Here is a 15023-nt window from a genome sequence, read left to right on the forward strand (position 1 = left end):
CTCAGGCCATCAGTCAGTCGGTCTCGCAGATGGCCCAGGCCTTGGTCTGTCCAAGGCGGGCCTGGGTGACCCACGCCCTGCCGTCCTGGCTGGGCCCGTTGCCGATCAGGGCCTCCCCGTCGAGGATGCCTCCGCCCCTGTTGAGCGCCGGGTACCAGTCGTAGCCGCCGCCGATCAGGTGGGTGCCGTTCGGGCAGGTGGCCCGCGATGTCTTACCGGGGTCGCTCTGGGGCCCGGCGACCACCTGGGTGGTCGTTGCCGCAGCCGTGGTCGCTGTGGCCACCCCGAACACGCCGGCGGCGAGCAACACGCCCGCCATCGTGACTGCGGTACGCAGGCTCTTACTGGTCATCAGGTCTCCCCAGTGGGTTCCGGCTCCTGCCATCGTCCTGATTCCACACGAACCAACTGGGCAACCCGACCGGAAGACTGAACCCGACGCTGCCGGGTTGACGGCACTGAACGACAGGACTCCCCGGCAGTTACCGCTCCGGGAGGCCACGCCGCGGGGTGCCCCCGTCCGCAACCGCCAGAGCACACCGTCGACCACCTGCCGGTGATCACGCCACGGACGGCCACGCCCTTCCGCCTGGCCCGCTAGAAAGGCACCCCAGGATCCCTCCACCCATACACAGTCGGCTACGGCTCGATGCAACGCAGGTACATCGGGTCGTAAACCTTCCTGCCGGGGCAGTGGAACGTTTACGTGTTCTCGCCGGGGCCGGAGAAGGCGACGGCGGTGCAGGGCAGTTCAGTGACCACGCCGCCGCCGGTCTCGGTCAGGTTGATGACCGCCATCCGCGTCGGGCGTGTCCGATCGACACGGCAGGTCGTTGATCTTTGCATTCCACACGCGATGCGCCATCTGCTCGCCCTGACGGCCGCGGCCACCTCCCTCCTGGCAGGGGGCTGATCGCGCCGACGCCGGCATCCGCAGCGGCCCCGCCCCATACACGCTCCGCACGCGAGACCTACGGCGAAGACACCGACTACTGGGCCATGGTGGAGCCCTGCATCAAGACCAAAGACGGAGCCCCCGTGGTGCTGGTTGCCGTCGACGGGGGGGCCTACGGGGCGAAGCCGAGCCGTCGTACCAAGATCGACGTGGACGGCCAACCGCTCTGGGGTGAGTCGGTGACAATCTCGTTCCCTCGTGTTCTGTCCGAGGACCAGGCGCGACTCTTCGCCGGAAGGTCTCCGCCCGGGCGAAGAGAAGTAGCCCTAACCGAGCGGTCTACCCGCTCACGGGTCGGCTGATCGGCCTCTGTGATTCGCCGTACACCGGGATCAGCCGGGAGTCGCTCTCGTATGGCCGACGCAACTACCGGTGCAGCGGCAAGGCTGAGACCGTGCCAGGCAGCGGAGTGTGCAGCTGCTCGTACATCGACGCCGCGGCTGTGGAGCAACGGGTCTGGTCCGAAGTCGTCACTCTGCTTGGCGACTCGAAGAAGCTGGAGGCATTGGCGGCCGAGTGGGTCGGTATGTCCGACGGCAACCAGGAGGCCCACGCCGAGCGAATCGTGGACCTCGACCGTCAAATAGACTCGATGAAAGCCTCAATAGCTGCGGTGATCGTGGCCGCTGCCAAGCAGTAACAGTCCCCGGACGCCATCGCTGCTGCGACCGCGACCCTGAGCGAAGAGCTACGGCAGCTGGAGGAGATGCGTGCCGAGGCCCACGCGTGGATGGTCGAGGTCGAGGAGGCCGAATGCCGGGCCGGTGATCTGAAAGCCTTGTCCAACCTGGCCCGCCATCAGCTTGCAGAAATGAAGGCAGAAGAGCAGACGGAAGTGCTCGACTTGCTCGATGTGAAGGTCTTCATCCTCGGCCCGGTGCCGGTCCGCACCGGTGGCATAGCCTGCACCGTCCAAGCCTGGTGCAAAAAAGCCAAGGCGGCCCTCCCGGCGACTGACCTGACGGACGAGCAGTGGTCGCTACTCTCCCATCTGCTCCCTGTTGGTCGGGGCAACCGCGTCCGCCGCTCAGTCGACGCCATCTTCGCCAAGGCCCGCACCGGTGTCTCATGGCCGAAGCTCCGCGAGGAGTACGGCTCGACGAGTACCGCCTCGAAGTACTTCAACGGGTGGGTGGCGCAAGGTATCTGGGCCGAGCTGGACCTGACGCTCGCAGGGGTTGAACGTGTACCGGTGCCTGACCTCGACCTGCTCCCGCCTATGCGAATCGAAGGGCGGGTTGACCCCCGCGTGATGCTGAGCGCGGACGAACCATTCCGAACGGGATCGTGACGATGAGTACGCAGCAGATGATTCCGGCGAGCGTGTAGGCAAGTGCCATCCAAATGCCGCAGAAAATCAACCAGATGACATTGAGGATGAACCTTATTGCTTCTCACGACCGATGGCGTTGCCCTACGACCGTGCCATGCCCGCCGGTGGGCGTGTCTACGCCCTTAGGGGTTGTTCCTCAGGGTCCGGTCCGGGACGCAGTCTCGGGTAGGGGTCCGGGTAGCGTCAACTCCCCATGAGGATTTGCCGGGTGCGTCGCGACGGACTGTCGGATATCGCCTTTCCCTTTGTGCTGGTGCCCGGCGGCGGGGCGGTGATGACGAGGGACTCCTCGTGGGTGAACCGGTGAACTCCCGGTCCACCCGGCTCTGCCGGGCCGGCGGTCGAAAGGCGGGCCGGGGGAATCGATCCGTGTCGGCACGAACCGGTGGGTGCGCGGTGGCCGGCGGGCGCGGGTGGCGGTCCGCCGTCCCGGCGGCTGCCTGCGCGGGGCCGGTCCCGGATGCGGCCGGACGGGTTCGGGGTCGGTGCGCTCCGTTGTCGCGGGCGGAAAGTTCGTGCGTGAAACGTGATAAAAGCGGCTGGATCAAGCTCTGCCACAAACGTGATCGCGCCGTTTTCCGCGCGGTGAGTCGGTTCGTGTCGCTACTGGGTGAGGATCGGACCGGGAAGGCAACGTCACGGTACTCCCGCGGAAATGCGGATCCGGTGGCCGCGGGCGGCGATGCCCGGGCGGGGGAGGCGGGCCCGGGCCGGCGTCGCGGGTGGACAGGACGAAGGGACGGGATCGGATGCTCCTGGAGCGCGACGAGGTTCTTGGCATGGCTGCGACAGCGGCGGCGGCCGTACGGGCGGGCAGCGGGCGCTCGGTCCTGCTCTCGGCGCCGGTGGCCGGCCGGGGGCGGACCGCCGCGTTGGAGGCGATCGTCCGGCAGCAGGCCGGCGGCGACGCCATGCGCGTCGGACGGGCGCGCGGCGTACCGGAGGAGACGGCGTTCCCGTTCGGGCTGGTCCGGCAGCTCTTCGCGGACGACGAGGCCGTTCCCTTCTCGGCACCGGGCGGACCGGACGAACAGCGGCTGTTCCACCGGCTGGTGACGCGCCTGGCCCGGTCGGCCGCCGAGCGGCCGGCGCTGCTCGCGGTGGACGACCTCCACCACGCCGACGAGCCGTCCCGGCGCTGGATCGGCTACCTCGCCCGCCGCATCGCCGACATCCCCGTGCTGCTGGTGGCCACCGAGTGCGCCGACCGGTCCGGTCCGGCCGCCTTCCCGCCCGCCACGGGGGTGTCCGTCGCCCTGCACCCGCTCAGCGTGTCGGCGGTCATCCGCATCGCCCGAGCCGCGGGCCTGGACCAGAAGGCCGCCGCGACCTGCGTCGAGGCGGGTGCCGGCAACCCGGCCCTGGTGCGGGCGCTGGTCGCCGACCTCGGTGACGGGCCGCTCCCTCGCCCGTCGTCCGCCCGGTCCCACAGCCGCTACCGCGACACGATCGCCGACTGGCTGCGGAGGGCGGACCCCTGCCTGCGCCACGCCTGCCTCGCCCTCGTCGTCGCGGTCGAGGAGGGGATGCCGGCCGGCCCCGGCCTCCTCCGCCGGCTCTCCGGCCTCTGCACGTCCCGGCGTCCCCCGGGCGAGCGGTCGGTGCGCCGCCTGAGCAGGCTGCTGAGCCATCCCCTCGCGAGGGAGGCCGTGCTCGCCGCCGCCGAGCCGGAGGAGGTCGCCGAGCTGCACACGCGCATGGCGGAACTGCTCGACGAGAGCGGTGCGCCGGCGACGGCCGTGGCCTCCCGGCTCCTGCGGGTGGACCGGCCGAGCGAGGTGTGGATGGCCCGTTCGCTGGCCGACGCCGCGGAGGAGGCGATGCGCGCCGGCCAGGTCGCGGAGTCCGCCGCGTATCTGCGCCACGCGCTGAGCGGCCCGCTCGATCGCGACCGGCGTGCCGCCCTCTGCCTGCGCCTCGGCGCCCTGGAGCTTCCGAACAACGCGACCGCCGGCATCCGCAGACTCCACACCGGGCTGGAACTGCACACCGATCTGCGGGAACGGGCGACCGCGGCGACGGCCCTGAGCGCCGCCCTCGTCGCGGGCCGGGATCCCGACACCGCGCTGCGGGTCCTTCACCAGGTGAGCCGTGCCGCCGACGACGACGAGCTCGTCCAGGTGCTGCAGACCCTCGGCGCGCTCGTCTCCTCCCACGACGGCGACGCCTGGCGCGGCGCCGTCGCGGGCCTGCGCGCGCTGGCCCCGACGGTACCCCCGGCCATCGAGCCGCTGGTGTGCGGACTGATCACCGAGTACGAAGCCGGGGCCGGCCTCCGCTCGGCGGCCGAGGTGCTCGCCCGGGTCCGGCCGCGCCTCGCGATGCCGGTGGACCCGCGGCTGCGGACCGCCTGGCTCGGCAGCGCGGCCACCCTGCTGCAATGGGCGGACCGCCTGGAGGAAGCGCGTGAGCTGACCGGCCTGTGCCTGCCCGTCCCGCCCGTCCCCCCGGACCTGACGGACGTGGGTCTGCAGTGTCTGCTCAGCGTCCGGGCCGAGGCGGCGCTCTGGGCGGGGGAATTCGACCGCGTCATCGCGGAGAACGCCGCCCTGGTGGCGGCGACCGCGGGGCAGGGCGTGCGACTGCCGCATCTGGCGGCCATGGTGGCGACGGCCCTGTGCGAGACGGGCCGGCGCGCCGGGGCGTGGGAGGCCGTGGCCCTCGCCGGCCCGTCCGGCAGCGACAGGTCCTGGGAGTGGAACGAACTCGGCTACACCCGGGCCCTGCTGCACGCGGCGGACGGCGACTGGCAGGCCGCCCTCGACGACTACCTGCGCTGCGGAGCCGGCCAGAGCGCCCGTGACTTCGTCAGTCCGGTCGCCACGCCGTGGCGTTCCGGGGCGGCGCTCGCCCTGGTGCGGCTCGGGCGGCGGGAGGAGGCGCGCGAACTCGCCGAGGAGGAACTGCGCCACGCCCGGACCTGGGGCACCGCGCGTACCGTCGGCCGGGCGCTGCGGGCGTACGCCGCGACCGTGGGCGGCAGGCTGGCCCTGTGTTCGCTGACCGAGGGCGCCGAACTGCTCAGGCCGGGTTCCGCGCCCGTGGAACTCGTGGAGGTCCTGGTCGATCTCGGCCGGGCCCACCTCGAAGCGGGCAACGGCCGCAAGGGGCGTGACACGCTGCGCGAGGCGCACGCCGCGGCCCGGCGACTGGCCCCACCCGCCCCGGAGGCCGGAGGGCCGGCCGCCGTCGGCCGTCTCCTCGGCCTGACGCAGGAGGCGTTGCGCGAGGGCGGGGTGCGGAACAGGAACGGCGGACACGCCCTGACCCCCGCCGAACGGCGCGTGGCCGAACTGGCGGCGGCGGGGCACAGCAACGCCCAGATCTCCTCCGCGCTCTGCCTCACCCGCCGCACCGTGGAGACGCACCTCACCAACGCCTACCGGAAGCTGCGGATCGCCCGGCGCACCCAGCTGGTGGCGGTGTTGGAGCGGTAGCAACCCGGGGCGGGTCCGGGTCCGGGGCGGTCCGGGGCGGGTCCGGGGCGGGGCCGGACCCGCGGCGGGCCGGGGAGCGCGCCGCCCCCGCCCGGGGTGCGGGTGCACCCGGCCCGGACGGGGACGGCGCCGGTTCATGCGGTGCGATCAGGACTTCGACAGGGTGAAGGAGACCGCGGCGTTGTCACCGCCGCCCCCCTGCCAGGTGCACTTGTACCCGGCCGGGGCGTCGCAGCTGTAGCTGTTGCTGCCCGTGTAGGGGTTGTTCCAGTGCACCTTCACCTTGTTCTGCTCCCCGAGCACGTCGAAGGTCACGTCGCCCTCCGTGCCGGTCATGAAGCCGTCCGACTCGCTCGCCCACTTCGCGGTGATACCGGACTGGACCATGGACGGGGGCATCCCGCCGTCGGACCAGATCCCCCACTGCAGGCTCGCGCCGGAGCGGGTGAGCAGCTTGCCGGAGTTGTTGGTCAGGTTGACGGACGTGCTCCGGGCGGCGGAGAGGAGGCTGGGCGACTCCGCGGCGGCCGGGGACACGGCGGCCAGGGACGCGCGCCCGATGCTGAACGTCACCGAGGTGTTGTCCCCGCTGCCACCGCTCCGGGAGCAGGTGTACCCGTACGGGACGGAGCAGCTGTAGTCGTTGCTGCCCCAGTAGGGGTTGTTCCAGTGCAGCTTGACCTCGCCACCGTCGGCGAGCGTGTAGGTGATGTTCCCCTCGGTCCCGGTCGCGAAGCCGCAGGACTCGCTCTGCCAGCTGGCCGACTTGGTGTTGGGGACGTAGTCGGACGGCAGCATGTCGTTCGTCCAGCAGCCGTGGTCGAGCTTCTCCCACGTCTTGGTCAGGCCGGACCCGCTGTTGTTGGAGAGGGTGACCTTCGTGGAACGGTCCGCGGTGATCCGCGGACCGCTCGCCGACTCGCTCTCGGCGGCCGGGCGCTGCGCCGCGGACGCCTGCGGCCCGGTCTGTCCGGCCGCGGCCTGGGCGGACGGGGCGAGGGCGACCGCTCCGGCCGCCATCAGCAGGGCGGTGAGGGCGCCGGCGGCCGTGCGGCCCAGACCGGTGATGGACGTCGTACGCTGCATGGGTCTACCAACTCTCTTCGAGGCCGGGCGAGCGGACGTGTCTCACGCTCGCCTTGGTTTCCATCCGGAGGGCGTCACGGCTCGTGCCGGCGCCGGGGGACTCACTGGATGTAGAGGTCCCACCGGTACGCGCCGTCGACCACGACCTGCTCGATCTTGTCCTTGATGGCGCTTCCGAGGCCGTAGAGCACCCAGTAGGCCGCCTGCGCCGCGACGAACGATTCGTACCGGCCGGCGTAGCGCCAGATCTCGATCGCCTGCGTCGAGGCGCCTTCCTGGACGGCGGGCGTCGCGGCGGCGTGCGCCGGGGCGGGGGAGGCCGCGGCGGCGTAGGCCTGGGCGGTGCCGCCGACGAGAACCGCGGCGGCGAGAGTGGCGCAGAGCGAAGCCACGCGAATTCGCCTGTTCATGACAAATCCCTCCTGATGTTCCACGTGAACGGCCGGTCACCGGTGGCGGATCGGTCCCGCCCCGGCCCGGCCGTGGGGTGCGGTGGTGGTCACAGACTGGCACGCGACCACCACGCTCGGGCATCGTGGAAAACCGCGAACTTGGCACGGAGCGCGCCCCCGGCCTGGGGTGCGGACCGCGCCCCCGGCCTGGGGCGCGGACGGGGCGCGGTCGGTCGGCGCGGGCCGGGGCCTGTCCCGCACGACAGGCCCCGACGGCGGGGCGGAGGGTCAGGCCGCGGTGTCCAGCCGTCGGCGCTGCTCCTCGTCGAGGACGAGGTCCAATGCCGCCAGGATCTCGTCCAGTTGGGCGACGGAGCCGACGCCGAGCACCGGCACGGCCGGGACGGGGTGGCCGATCAGCCAGGCGAACACCACCTGGTTGACGGTGGCGCCGGTCTCCTCGGCCACCTCTGCCGGCGCGGCCAGCTGCGCCCGCGCCGCCGGCCACCCGTACTGCTCGGGCAGCGGCCGGTCGGGGCGGCAGTACGAGCCGCCGAGCAGCGGGGAGTAGGCGAGCACCAGGTCGTCGCGGTTGTGCCGAAGGTCATCGCGCCGAGACAGAGCGCACTGGCGGACCGTCCGTCAGGTCCGAGGCTGCGAGAGCGCATCGGTCTTCCCTCCAGGGGTGTCGTCCAAGGGGTGGCCGGTGGTGACCCGGTCACCGGAATCATGACGCGGCGCGGCCGCCGGGCGGCCGCCGGTCCACCTCGACCGGAGACGGCGGCTGCCCGGCGGCCGCATCCCGGCGGTCACCTCGCGGCCGCTCGGGGGTTCACTCGGCGCGGGGGAGGTAGGCCAGGCCGTGGGCGCCCGGGTCGGCGAGCCTGGGGACGGTCAGGCGGGAGACGGGGGTGAGGGTGGCCAGGTCGATGACGTCGACGGTGGAGGAGACGACGCCGGCGACGTAGGCGAGGCCGCCGTCCGGGGAGGAGGTGATGGTGAGGGGGAAGAGGCCCACCTCGACGGAGCCGAGGCAGCGGTGGTCGTCGGTGGCGAACACGGTGAGGCGGCCCGGGAGTTGGCGCCCCAGGGCGGAGCCGGGGGCGGGGGCCGACCGGACTTCGCCGGCCAGGAGCAGGCCGGTCGAGGTGAGGTGTACCGGCAGGGCCGGGGAGTCCGTCGGGAGGACGGCCGTGACGGTCGCGGTCGGGACGTCGATGACGCGGATGCCCGGCGCCGCGGCGGGGGCGGCGGAGGTGGAGAAGTACGGGCCGGCGGCATAGACCCGGGTGCCGTCGGGGGAGACGGCCAGGCCCTCGCTGCCGGGGACCTCCACCTTGGCGGTCAGCGTGCCCCGTTCGAGGTCCACCACCGAGACGAAGGGTGCCTCCTTGTTGGTGGCGAAGCCGGTCCGGCCGTCCGGGGAGACGGCGAACCAGTGCGGGCCGGGGGCGTCGGTGTCGATCCGGCCGAGCGGGCGACGGGTCGCGGTGTCGATGACCACGACCCCGCCGGGGCGGTCCTCGCCGCCCTCCACGCTGACGTAGAGGCGGCCCCGGGCGGTGTCCAGCGCCAGCCCGTGCGGGCCGTGCTCGGGGGCGAGGTCGATCACCTCGATGATCCGGCGGGTGTCGGCGTCGATGACGGTCAGCTCGGTGCGGCGGCCGCTGTTGGCGTGGTAGTAGCCCGAGTGGTACGCGCTGCTGCACCAGAGCAGCCGCTGGGTCGGGTCGAAGCACAACTCGTGCGGCTCGGCGAGGACTTGGAGAGTGTCGAGGTGCCGGTCGGTGGCGGCGTCGAAGAACGAGACGGTCGGGCCGCTCTGGCTGACGACGGCGAGGACGTCGCCGGCGCGGGCGGCACGGGAGGCGTGGGCGGTGCGGGCGGCACGGGAGGGCTGGGAGGGCTGGGACACGAGAGCTCCGAGGGGTGATCGAGGAGTGACAGGTGATCACCTGTCGTCTCCACCTTCGGGGCGGGTGCCGGCGGGAACAATGCAAGGATCGGCATCGGATAGTTGCGCGGAACACAAAGACACAGCTCAGGAGCGTGTGATCGATGGACCTCAACCTGCTGCGGGCCCTGGACGCCCTGCTCCAGGAGAACAGCGTGACCCGTGCGGCCGAGCGGCTCGGCACCTCGCCGGCGGCGGTCAGCCGGATGCTGGCCCGGCTGCGCCGCGCCGTTGAGGACCCGCTGCTGGTGCGCGCCGGGCAGGGACTCGTCCCGACCCCGCGGGCGCTCGAACTGCGGGAGGAGGTGGGCGCGTTGCTGCGCGGCTGCGACAGCGTGCTGCGCCCCGGCGCCGGGTTCGACCCCGTGCACCTCGACCGCACCTTCACGGTGCAGGCCGGTGAGCTGATGCTGGTGCGGACGGCCGGCGCGCTCGCCGAGCGGATGCGGGCCGAGGCGCCGCGGGTGGACGTGGTGTTCCTGCCGGAGACCCTGGAGGGCGGCCCGGCGCTGCGGCAGGGCCCGGTGGACATCGAGCTCGGCGTGCTCGGCCACCTGGACCCCGAGGTCCGCACCCGTCGGCTGATGAGCGTCCCGCTGGTCGGTCTCGCCCGCGGCGGCCACCCGCTGTTCGACGGCCGCCGGATCACCGCCCGTCGCTTCGCCGCCGCCGACCACATCGGCGTCTCCCGGCGCGGCAAGCGCCTCGGCCCGATCGACACCGCGCTGGCCGGGCTGAAGCGCAGGGTGGCGGTCGTCGTGCCGAGCCACACCGGTGCGATGCTGCTGGCCCGGGACAGCGACCTGGTCACCCTCGTCCCGGCGGACTGGCTGCCGGACACCATCGCCGCGCTGGGCCTGCGCACCTTCCCGATCCCGCTCGAACTCGCTCCGCTGGAGCTGGGGATGGCCTGGCACCCGCGCAACGCGGCCGATCCGGGCCACCGCTGGTTCCGCGAGCACGTGGCGGCGGCGGTGCTGGGCGCGGACCCGCACGCCACGGAGTGAACAGGAGGGCGGCGCGGCCCGGCCCGGCCGGCGGCGTAGGGTCGGGATACCCTGCGGGGGTACATATGGCGGGCGTCGCGGACGGGGGGCGGAGGATGGCGCGGTTGCGGCCGTTCGGTCCGCCGGTGCCGGGGGCCCTGCGCCTGCTGCTGCTCGCCGCGCTGCTGCTCGGCGTCGTGACCATGCATACGCTCGGCCATCCGGGCGGCGGGCACGGCGGGTCCGACGGACACAGCGGACAGGGCGAACACAGCGGGCGGAGCGGAGCGATCGGCCACGGCGGGCAGAGCGGCCACGGCGGGCGCGAGCGCGCCGGGACGCAGGCCCCGCCGCCGCACCCGTCGGGCGCCGTCCGGCACGGACCGGCCGCCGAGCCCGCCCCCGTCCATCTCGCCCCGGTCCACCTTGCCGCCGGCCACCTCGCCGCCGGCCACCGGGCCGCCTCCGCGGTCGCCACCGTCGGCACCCTCGACCCCGCCGTCCCCGGCGGCATGGACCCGATGGCGGTCTGCCTCGCCGTCCTGGCCGGCTGGACCCTGGTGCTGCTTCTCACCGGCCCGCTGCTGCGCCGCAGCGGCGACGCCGCCGCCGAGGTACGGGCCCGGCTGCTGCGGGCCCTCCGCGCGCTGCCCCCGCCCGGAGGCGGGCGGATCCTCCTCACCCGGCTTTCGGTGCTGCGTCAGTAGGCGCGCGCCCGCCGTCCCGTGCCCGCGCCCGCTCGGGAGCGCCCGCGCGCACCTCCATGTGCCCGCTCGCGCCCCGCGGCGCCCGCGCACGGAACGGCCGACGCGACGCCCTGTACACCCACCCACCGCACGAGGTGCACTCCGCCATGCGCACACCCACCCGTCGTACCGTCCTCGGCGCCGCGCTCGCCGCCGCCGGGACAGGCCTGCTCGCCGCCTGCTCCTCCGACTCCATGCAGGGCATGGACCACGGGTCCATGAACCACGGCTCCACCGTCGGAGCGACCGGAGCGACCGGAGCGAGCGGCCCGAGCGGCTCGGCCGGCCCGTCCGCCGCCCCGGCCGGCTACCTCGCCCCGAACGGCCCCGAAGTCGCCGCCGCCGAGGCCGCGCGCCACCCCGGCCCGGAGCGCAAGATCGCGCTCACCGCCACCGAGGCCACCCTCGACCTCGGCGGCCGTACCGTCCGCAGCTGGGCGTACGGCGACCGGTTGCCCGGCCAGGAGGTGCGCGCCACCCTCGGCGACACCCTCGCCGTCACCCTGGCCAACCACCTGCCGCAGTCCACCTCGCTGCACTGGCACGGCCTCGCCCTGCGCAACGACATGGACGGCGTGCCGGGCGTGACCCAGGCCGACATCAGGCCCGGCGGCTCGTTCGAGTACCGCTTCGCGCTCTCCCACCCGGGCACGTACTGGTTCCACCCGCACTCCGGCGTCCAGCAGGACCGCGGCCTGTACGCGCCGCTGATCGTCGAGGACCCCAGGGAGCCGCTGGCCTACGACAAGGAGTGGGTCGTCGTCCTGGACGACTGGGTGGACGGCGTCGACGGCAGCACCCCGGACGCCGTCCTCGCCGAACTCGCCAAGGGCATGGGAGGGATGGACCACTCGGGCGGCTCCGGACACGACATGCCGGGTATGCCGGGTATGTCGGGGATGCCGGGCCACGACATGCCGGGGACGCCGGGGATGCCCGGGACGGGAGGCGCCCCGAGCGGCGCGGCCCCCGGCCGGATGCTGATGGGCGCCCGGAGCCCACTGCTGGGCGGTGACGCCGGCGACGTCGCGTACCCGTTCCACCTGGTCAACGGAAGGCTCGCCACCGCGCCCGAGACCTTCGCCGCCAAACCCGGCGACCGGATCCGGATCCGCCTGATCAACGCGGGCGGCGACACCGCCTACCGGGTCGCCCTCGGCGGCCACGAGCTGACCGTCACCCACACCGACGGCTTCCCGGTCGAACCGGCCACCACCCAGGCGCTGCTGCTCGGCATGGGCGAGCGCTACGACGTGCTGGTCACCGCCGGGGACGGCGTCTTCCCGCTGACCGCGCTGGCCGAGGGCAAGAACGCCACCGCCCTGGCCGTGCTGCGCACCGGCGGCGGTGCCGCCCCCGAGGCCGCCGTCCGCCCGGCCGAGTTGGACGGCCGGCTGGTCACCGCCGGGCAGCTCAGGGCGGCCCCGGGCGTGCGGCTGCCCGCCAGGGCGCCGGACCGCACGGTGAAGCTGGAGCTCACCGGGGGGATGGCGAAGGCCGACTGGGCGTTCAACGGCCGCAGGTACGACCCGGCGCAGCGCCATCCGGTGGCGGCGGGCGACCGGGTGCGGCTGGAGTTCCGCAACAGCACCACCATGTGGCACCCCGTCCACCTGCACGGCCACAGCTTCGCGCTGCCCGGCGACGGCCCGCGCAAGGACACCGCGGTCGTGCTGCCGGGCACGACCCTGGCCGTCGACTTCGACGCGGACAACCCGGGGCTGTGGATGGTGCACTGCCACAACGTCTACCACGCGGAGACGGGCATGATGACCGTCCTCGGCTACCGGGCCTGACCCGGGGCTCCCCCCCCCGAGGAAGGGGATGCCGGACTTGACCCCCGAAATGACCCCGAACCGGCGGAACGGTTCGGGGTCATTTCCTCCCCGGCACCCGTCCGGTCGCACCGTGCCACCCCGTGCCACCCGCGCCGACCTGCGCCGTCATGACGTTTTCTTAACGCGGCCCGATGACGGATCCTTAACGGCCGTCGCATAGCGTTTCGCACGGCCGTCGCCCGACGGCGTTTTACGGGGTCTTTAAACAAGAGGTGCAAGGTGGTTTCGTCGGGTACGACGGGGACGGCGGAGACGGACGCGCCGTCGGCGCGAATACGCCTCCGCAGCTGGCTGCTGGAGGACGTGACCGCGGAGAAGCCCGCGCAGCCGACCGCGGCGGAGGGCGCCCCGGAGGCGTCGCCCGAGGGCCCGGCTGCGGGGGACTCCGCCGGGCACGGTGCGCAGGCCGGCCAGCGCTGGTGGCGGGTGATGTGCCTGACCGGCCTGGACTACTTCTCGACGCTCGGCTACCAGCCGGGCATCGCCGCCCTCGCCGCGGGCGTGCTGTCGCCGATCGCCACCATCGTGCTGGTGGTGGTCACCCTGCTGGGCGCGCTGCCGGTCTACCGGCGGGTGGCCAAGGAGAGCCCGCACGGCGAGGGCTCGATCGCGATGCTGGAGCGGCTGCTGTCGTTCTGGAAGGGCAAGCTGTTCGTCCTCGCGCTGCTCGGCTTCGCGGCCACGGACTTCCTGATCACCATCACCCTGTCCGCCGCCGACGCGAGCGCGCACCTGGTGGAGAACCCGCACCTGACCGGCTTCCTCGGCGGCAAGCAGGTGGTGATCACAATGGTCCTGGTGGCGCTGCTCGGCGCGGTCTTCCTCAAGGGCTTCAGCGAGGCGATCGGCCTGGCGGTGTTCCTGGTCGGGACCTACCTGGTGCTGAACGTGGTCGTGGTGGCCGTCGGCCTCTGGAAGATCATCGAGGCGCCGCACGTGGTCACCGACTGGTCGCACGCGCTGACCCTCCAGCACGGCAACCCGATCGTCATGGTCGGCGTGGCCCTGGTGACCTTCCCGAAGCTGGCGCTCGGCCTGTCCGGCTTCGAGACCGGTGTCGCCGTGATGCCGCACATCAAGGGCGACCCGACCGACACCGAGGCCGACCCGGCGGGCCGGATCCGCGGCACCCGCAAGCTGCTGACCACCTCCGCCGTGATCATGAGCTGCTTCCTGATCGCCACCAGCTTCATCACCACGCTGCTCATCCCGGCCGACCAGTTCAAGCCCGGCGGCGACGCCAACGGCCGCGCCCTGGCGTTCCTGGCGCACGAGTACCTGGGCGGCGCCTTCGGCAGCGTCTACGACCTCTCCACCATCGCGATCCTCTGGTTCGCCGGCGCCTCCGCCATGGCGGGCATGCTCAACCTGCTGCCCCGCTACCTGCCGCGCTACGGCATGGCCCCGCACTGGGCGCGCGCGGTGCGGCCGATGGTGATCGTGCTGACCCTGATCGGCTTCCTGGTCACCTGGATCTTCGACGCGAACGTGGACGCCCAGGGCGGCGCGTACGCGACCGGCGTGCTGGTGCTGATCAGCTCCGCCGCCATCGCGGTGACCATCGCCGCCTACCGCAAGCGCGAGCGCGGATGGACCGTCGCCTTCGCGGTCATCTCGGCGATCTTCCTCTACACCACCGTGCTGAACGTGCTGGAGCGGCCGGACGGTCTGAAGATCGGTGCCTGCTTCATCGCCGGGATCATCCTGGTCTCGCTGCTCTCCCGGCTGCGCCGCGCCTTCGAGCTGCGCGTCACCAATGTGGCCATGGACGATGTGGCGGAACGTTTCATCAGGGATTACGCGCACCGCCCGCTGCGACTGATCGCCAACGAGCCGAGCCACCGCGACGTCGCCGAGTACCGCGACAAGATCCGCCAGATCCGCGCCGACAACGACATCCCCGGCGAGGACGACCTGGTCTTCGTCGAGGTGACCGTCCGCGACGCCTCCGACTTCGAGGCCGAGCTCACCGTGCGCGGAGAGGTGCTGCACGGCCGCTACCGGGTGCTCACCCTGGAGAGCTCCAGCATCCCGAACGCGCTCGCCGCGCTCGCGCTGAACATCCGGGACCGCACCGGGCAGCAGCCGCACCTCTACTTCGAGTGGACCGAGGGCAGCCCCTTCGCCCAGTTCCTGCGGTTCTTCCTGTTCGGGCAGGGCGAGGTCGCGCCGGTCACCCGCGAGGTGCTGCGCGAGGCCGAGCCGGACCGCTCGCGCCGCCCGCGCGTGCACGTCGGCTGACCGGGGCCCGTCCGCCCTGGGCGACACGCCGACGGCCCGTCCGCTCCGAGTGAGC

The 15023-nt window shown here is 73.0% G+C and carries 12 protein-coding genes and 1 pseudogene; 7 read left to right on the top strand and 6 right to left on the bottom strand.

Going from position 1 to position 15023, the window contains the following annotated elements; genetic code table 11:
• Positions 1-13: 13 nt before the first annotated feature.
• Positions 14-352, bottom strand: coding sequence for a hypothetical protein (locus ACWGKU_RS26740; protein WP_452179699.1), 339 nt, complete (start codon positions 350-352; stop codon positions 14-16).
• 934 nt (positions 353-1286) lie between these two features.
• Between ACWGKU_RS26740 and ACWGKU_RS26745 the strand changes: the two genes are divergently transcribed.
• On the top strand, positions 1287-1595 hold the full coding sequence (locus ACWGKU_RS26745; protein WP_452191587.1) for a zinc ribbon domain-containing protein: 309 nt from the start codon (positions 1287-1289) through the stop codon (positions 1593-1595).
• A 171-nt stretch (positions 1596-1766) separates the two neighbouring features.
• Positions 1767-2246 (top strand): transposase, encoded by a 480-nt coding sequence (locus ACWGKU_RS26750; protein WP_452191589.1) that lies wholly within the window; start codon positions 1767-1769, stop codon positions 2244-2246.
• On the opposite strand, the pseudogene ACWGKU_RS26755 reads toward ACWGKU_RS26750, so the two are convergent.
• A pseudogene (locus tag ACWGKU_RS26755) lies at positions 2209-2343 on the bottom strand (YccF domain-containing protein); the annotation flags it as partial. The gene ACWGKU_RS26750 and the pseudogene ACWGKU_RS26755 sit on opposite strands and share 38 nt — an antisense overlap.
• Before the next feature lie 694 nt (positions 2344-3037).
• On the opposite strand from ACWGKU_RS26755, the gene ACWGKU_RS26760 reads away from it, so the two are divergent.
• Positions 3038-5725 (top strand): LuxR C-terminal-related transcriptional regulator, encoded by a 2688-nt coding sequence (locus ACWGKU_RS26760; protein ID WP_452179683.1) that lies wholly within the window; start codon positions 3038-3040, stop codon positions 5723-5725.
• Positions 5726-5872: 147 nt separating this feature from the next.
• On the opposite strand, the gene ACWGKU_RS26765 is transcribed toward ACWGKU_RS26760, so the two are convergent.
• The 4 genes from ACWGKU_RS26765 to ACWGKU_RS26780 form a co-directional block, all read right to left on the bottom strand.
• Positions 5873-6811: an aegerolysin family protein gene (locus tag ACWGKU_RS26765; RefSeq protein ID WP_452179682.1), complete on the bottom strand. Its 939-nt coding sequence runs from the start codon at positions 6809-6811 to the stop codon at positions 5873-5875.
• A 101-nt stretch (positions 6812-6912) separates the two neighbouring features.
• Positions 6913-7221 (bottom strand): hypothetical protein, encoded by a 309-nt coding sequence (locus ACWGKU_RS26770; RefSeq protein ID WP_401054986.1) that lies wholly within the window; start codon positions 7219-7221, stop codon positions 6913-6915.
• 270 nt (positions 7222-7491) lie between these two features.
• Positions 7492-7782, bottom strand: a complete 291-nt coding sequence (locus tag ACWGKU_RS26775) for an aldo/keto reductase (RefSeq protein WP_452179681.1) — start codon at positions 7780-7782, stop codon at positions 7492-7494.
• Between the two features lie 253 nt (positions 7783-8035).
• A complete protein-coding gene (locus ACWGKU_RS26780; RefSeq protein ID WP_452179680.1) occupies positions 8036-9118 on the bottom strand; it encodes a YncE family protein in 1083 nt (360 codons plus the stop codon).
• A gap of 143 nt (positions 9119-9261) precedes the next feature.
• Here ACWGKU_RS26780 and ACWGKU_RS26785 point away from each other — a divergent pair, with 143 nt between their 5' ends.
• The 4 genes from ACWGKU_RS26785 (at position 9262) to ACWGKU_RS26800 (ending at position 14968) form a co-directional block, all read left to right on the top strand.
• Entirely contained in the window at positions 9262-10164 is a 903-nt protein-coding gene (locus tag ACWGKU_RS26785) for a LysR family transcriptional regulator (RefSeq protein ID WP_452179679.1), read from the top strand.
• Positions 10165-10268: 104 nt separating this feature from the next.
• Entirely contained in the window at positions 10269-10850 is a 582-nt protein-coding gene (locus tag ACWGKU_RS26790; protein WP_452179678.1) for a hypothetical protein, read from the top strand.
• Positions 10851-10996: 146 nt separating this feature from the next.
• Positions 10997-12685 (top strand): multicopper oxidase family protein, encoded by a 1689-nt coding sequence (locus tag ACWGKU_RS26795; RefSeq protein WP_452179677.1) that lies wholly within the window; start codon positions 10997-10999, stop codon positions 12683-12685.
• A gap of 471 nt (positions 12686-13156) precedes the next feature.
• On the top strand, positions 13157-14968 hold the full coding sequence (locus ACWGKU_RS26800) for an APC family permease (protein WP_401055204.1): 1812 nt from the start codon (positions 13157-13159) through the stop codon (positions 14966-14968).
• Positions 14969-15023 lie beyond the last annotated feature (55 nt).

The sequence above is a fragment of the Kitasatospora sp. NPDC054768 genome, from assembly GCF_053612025.1.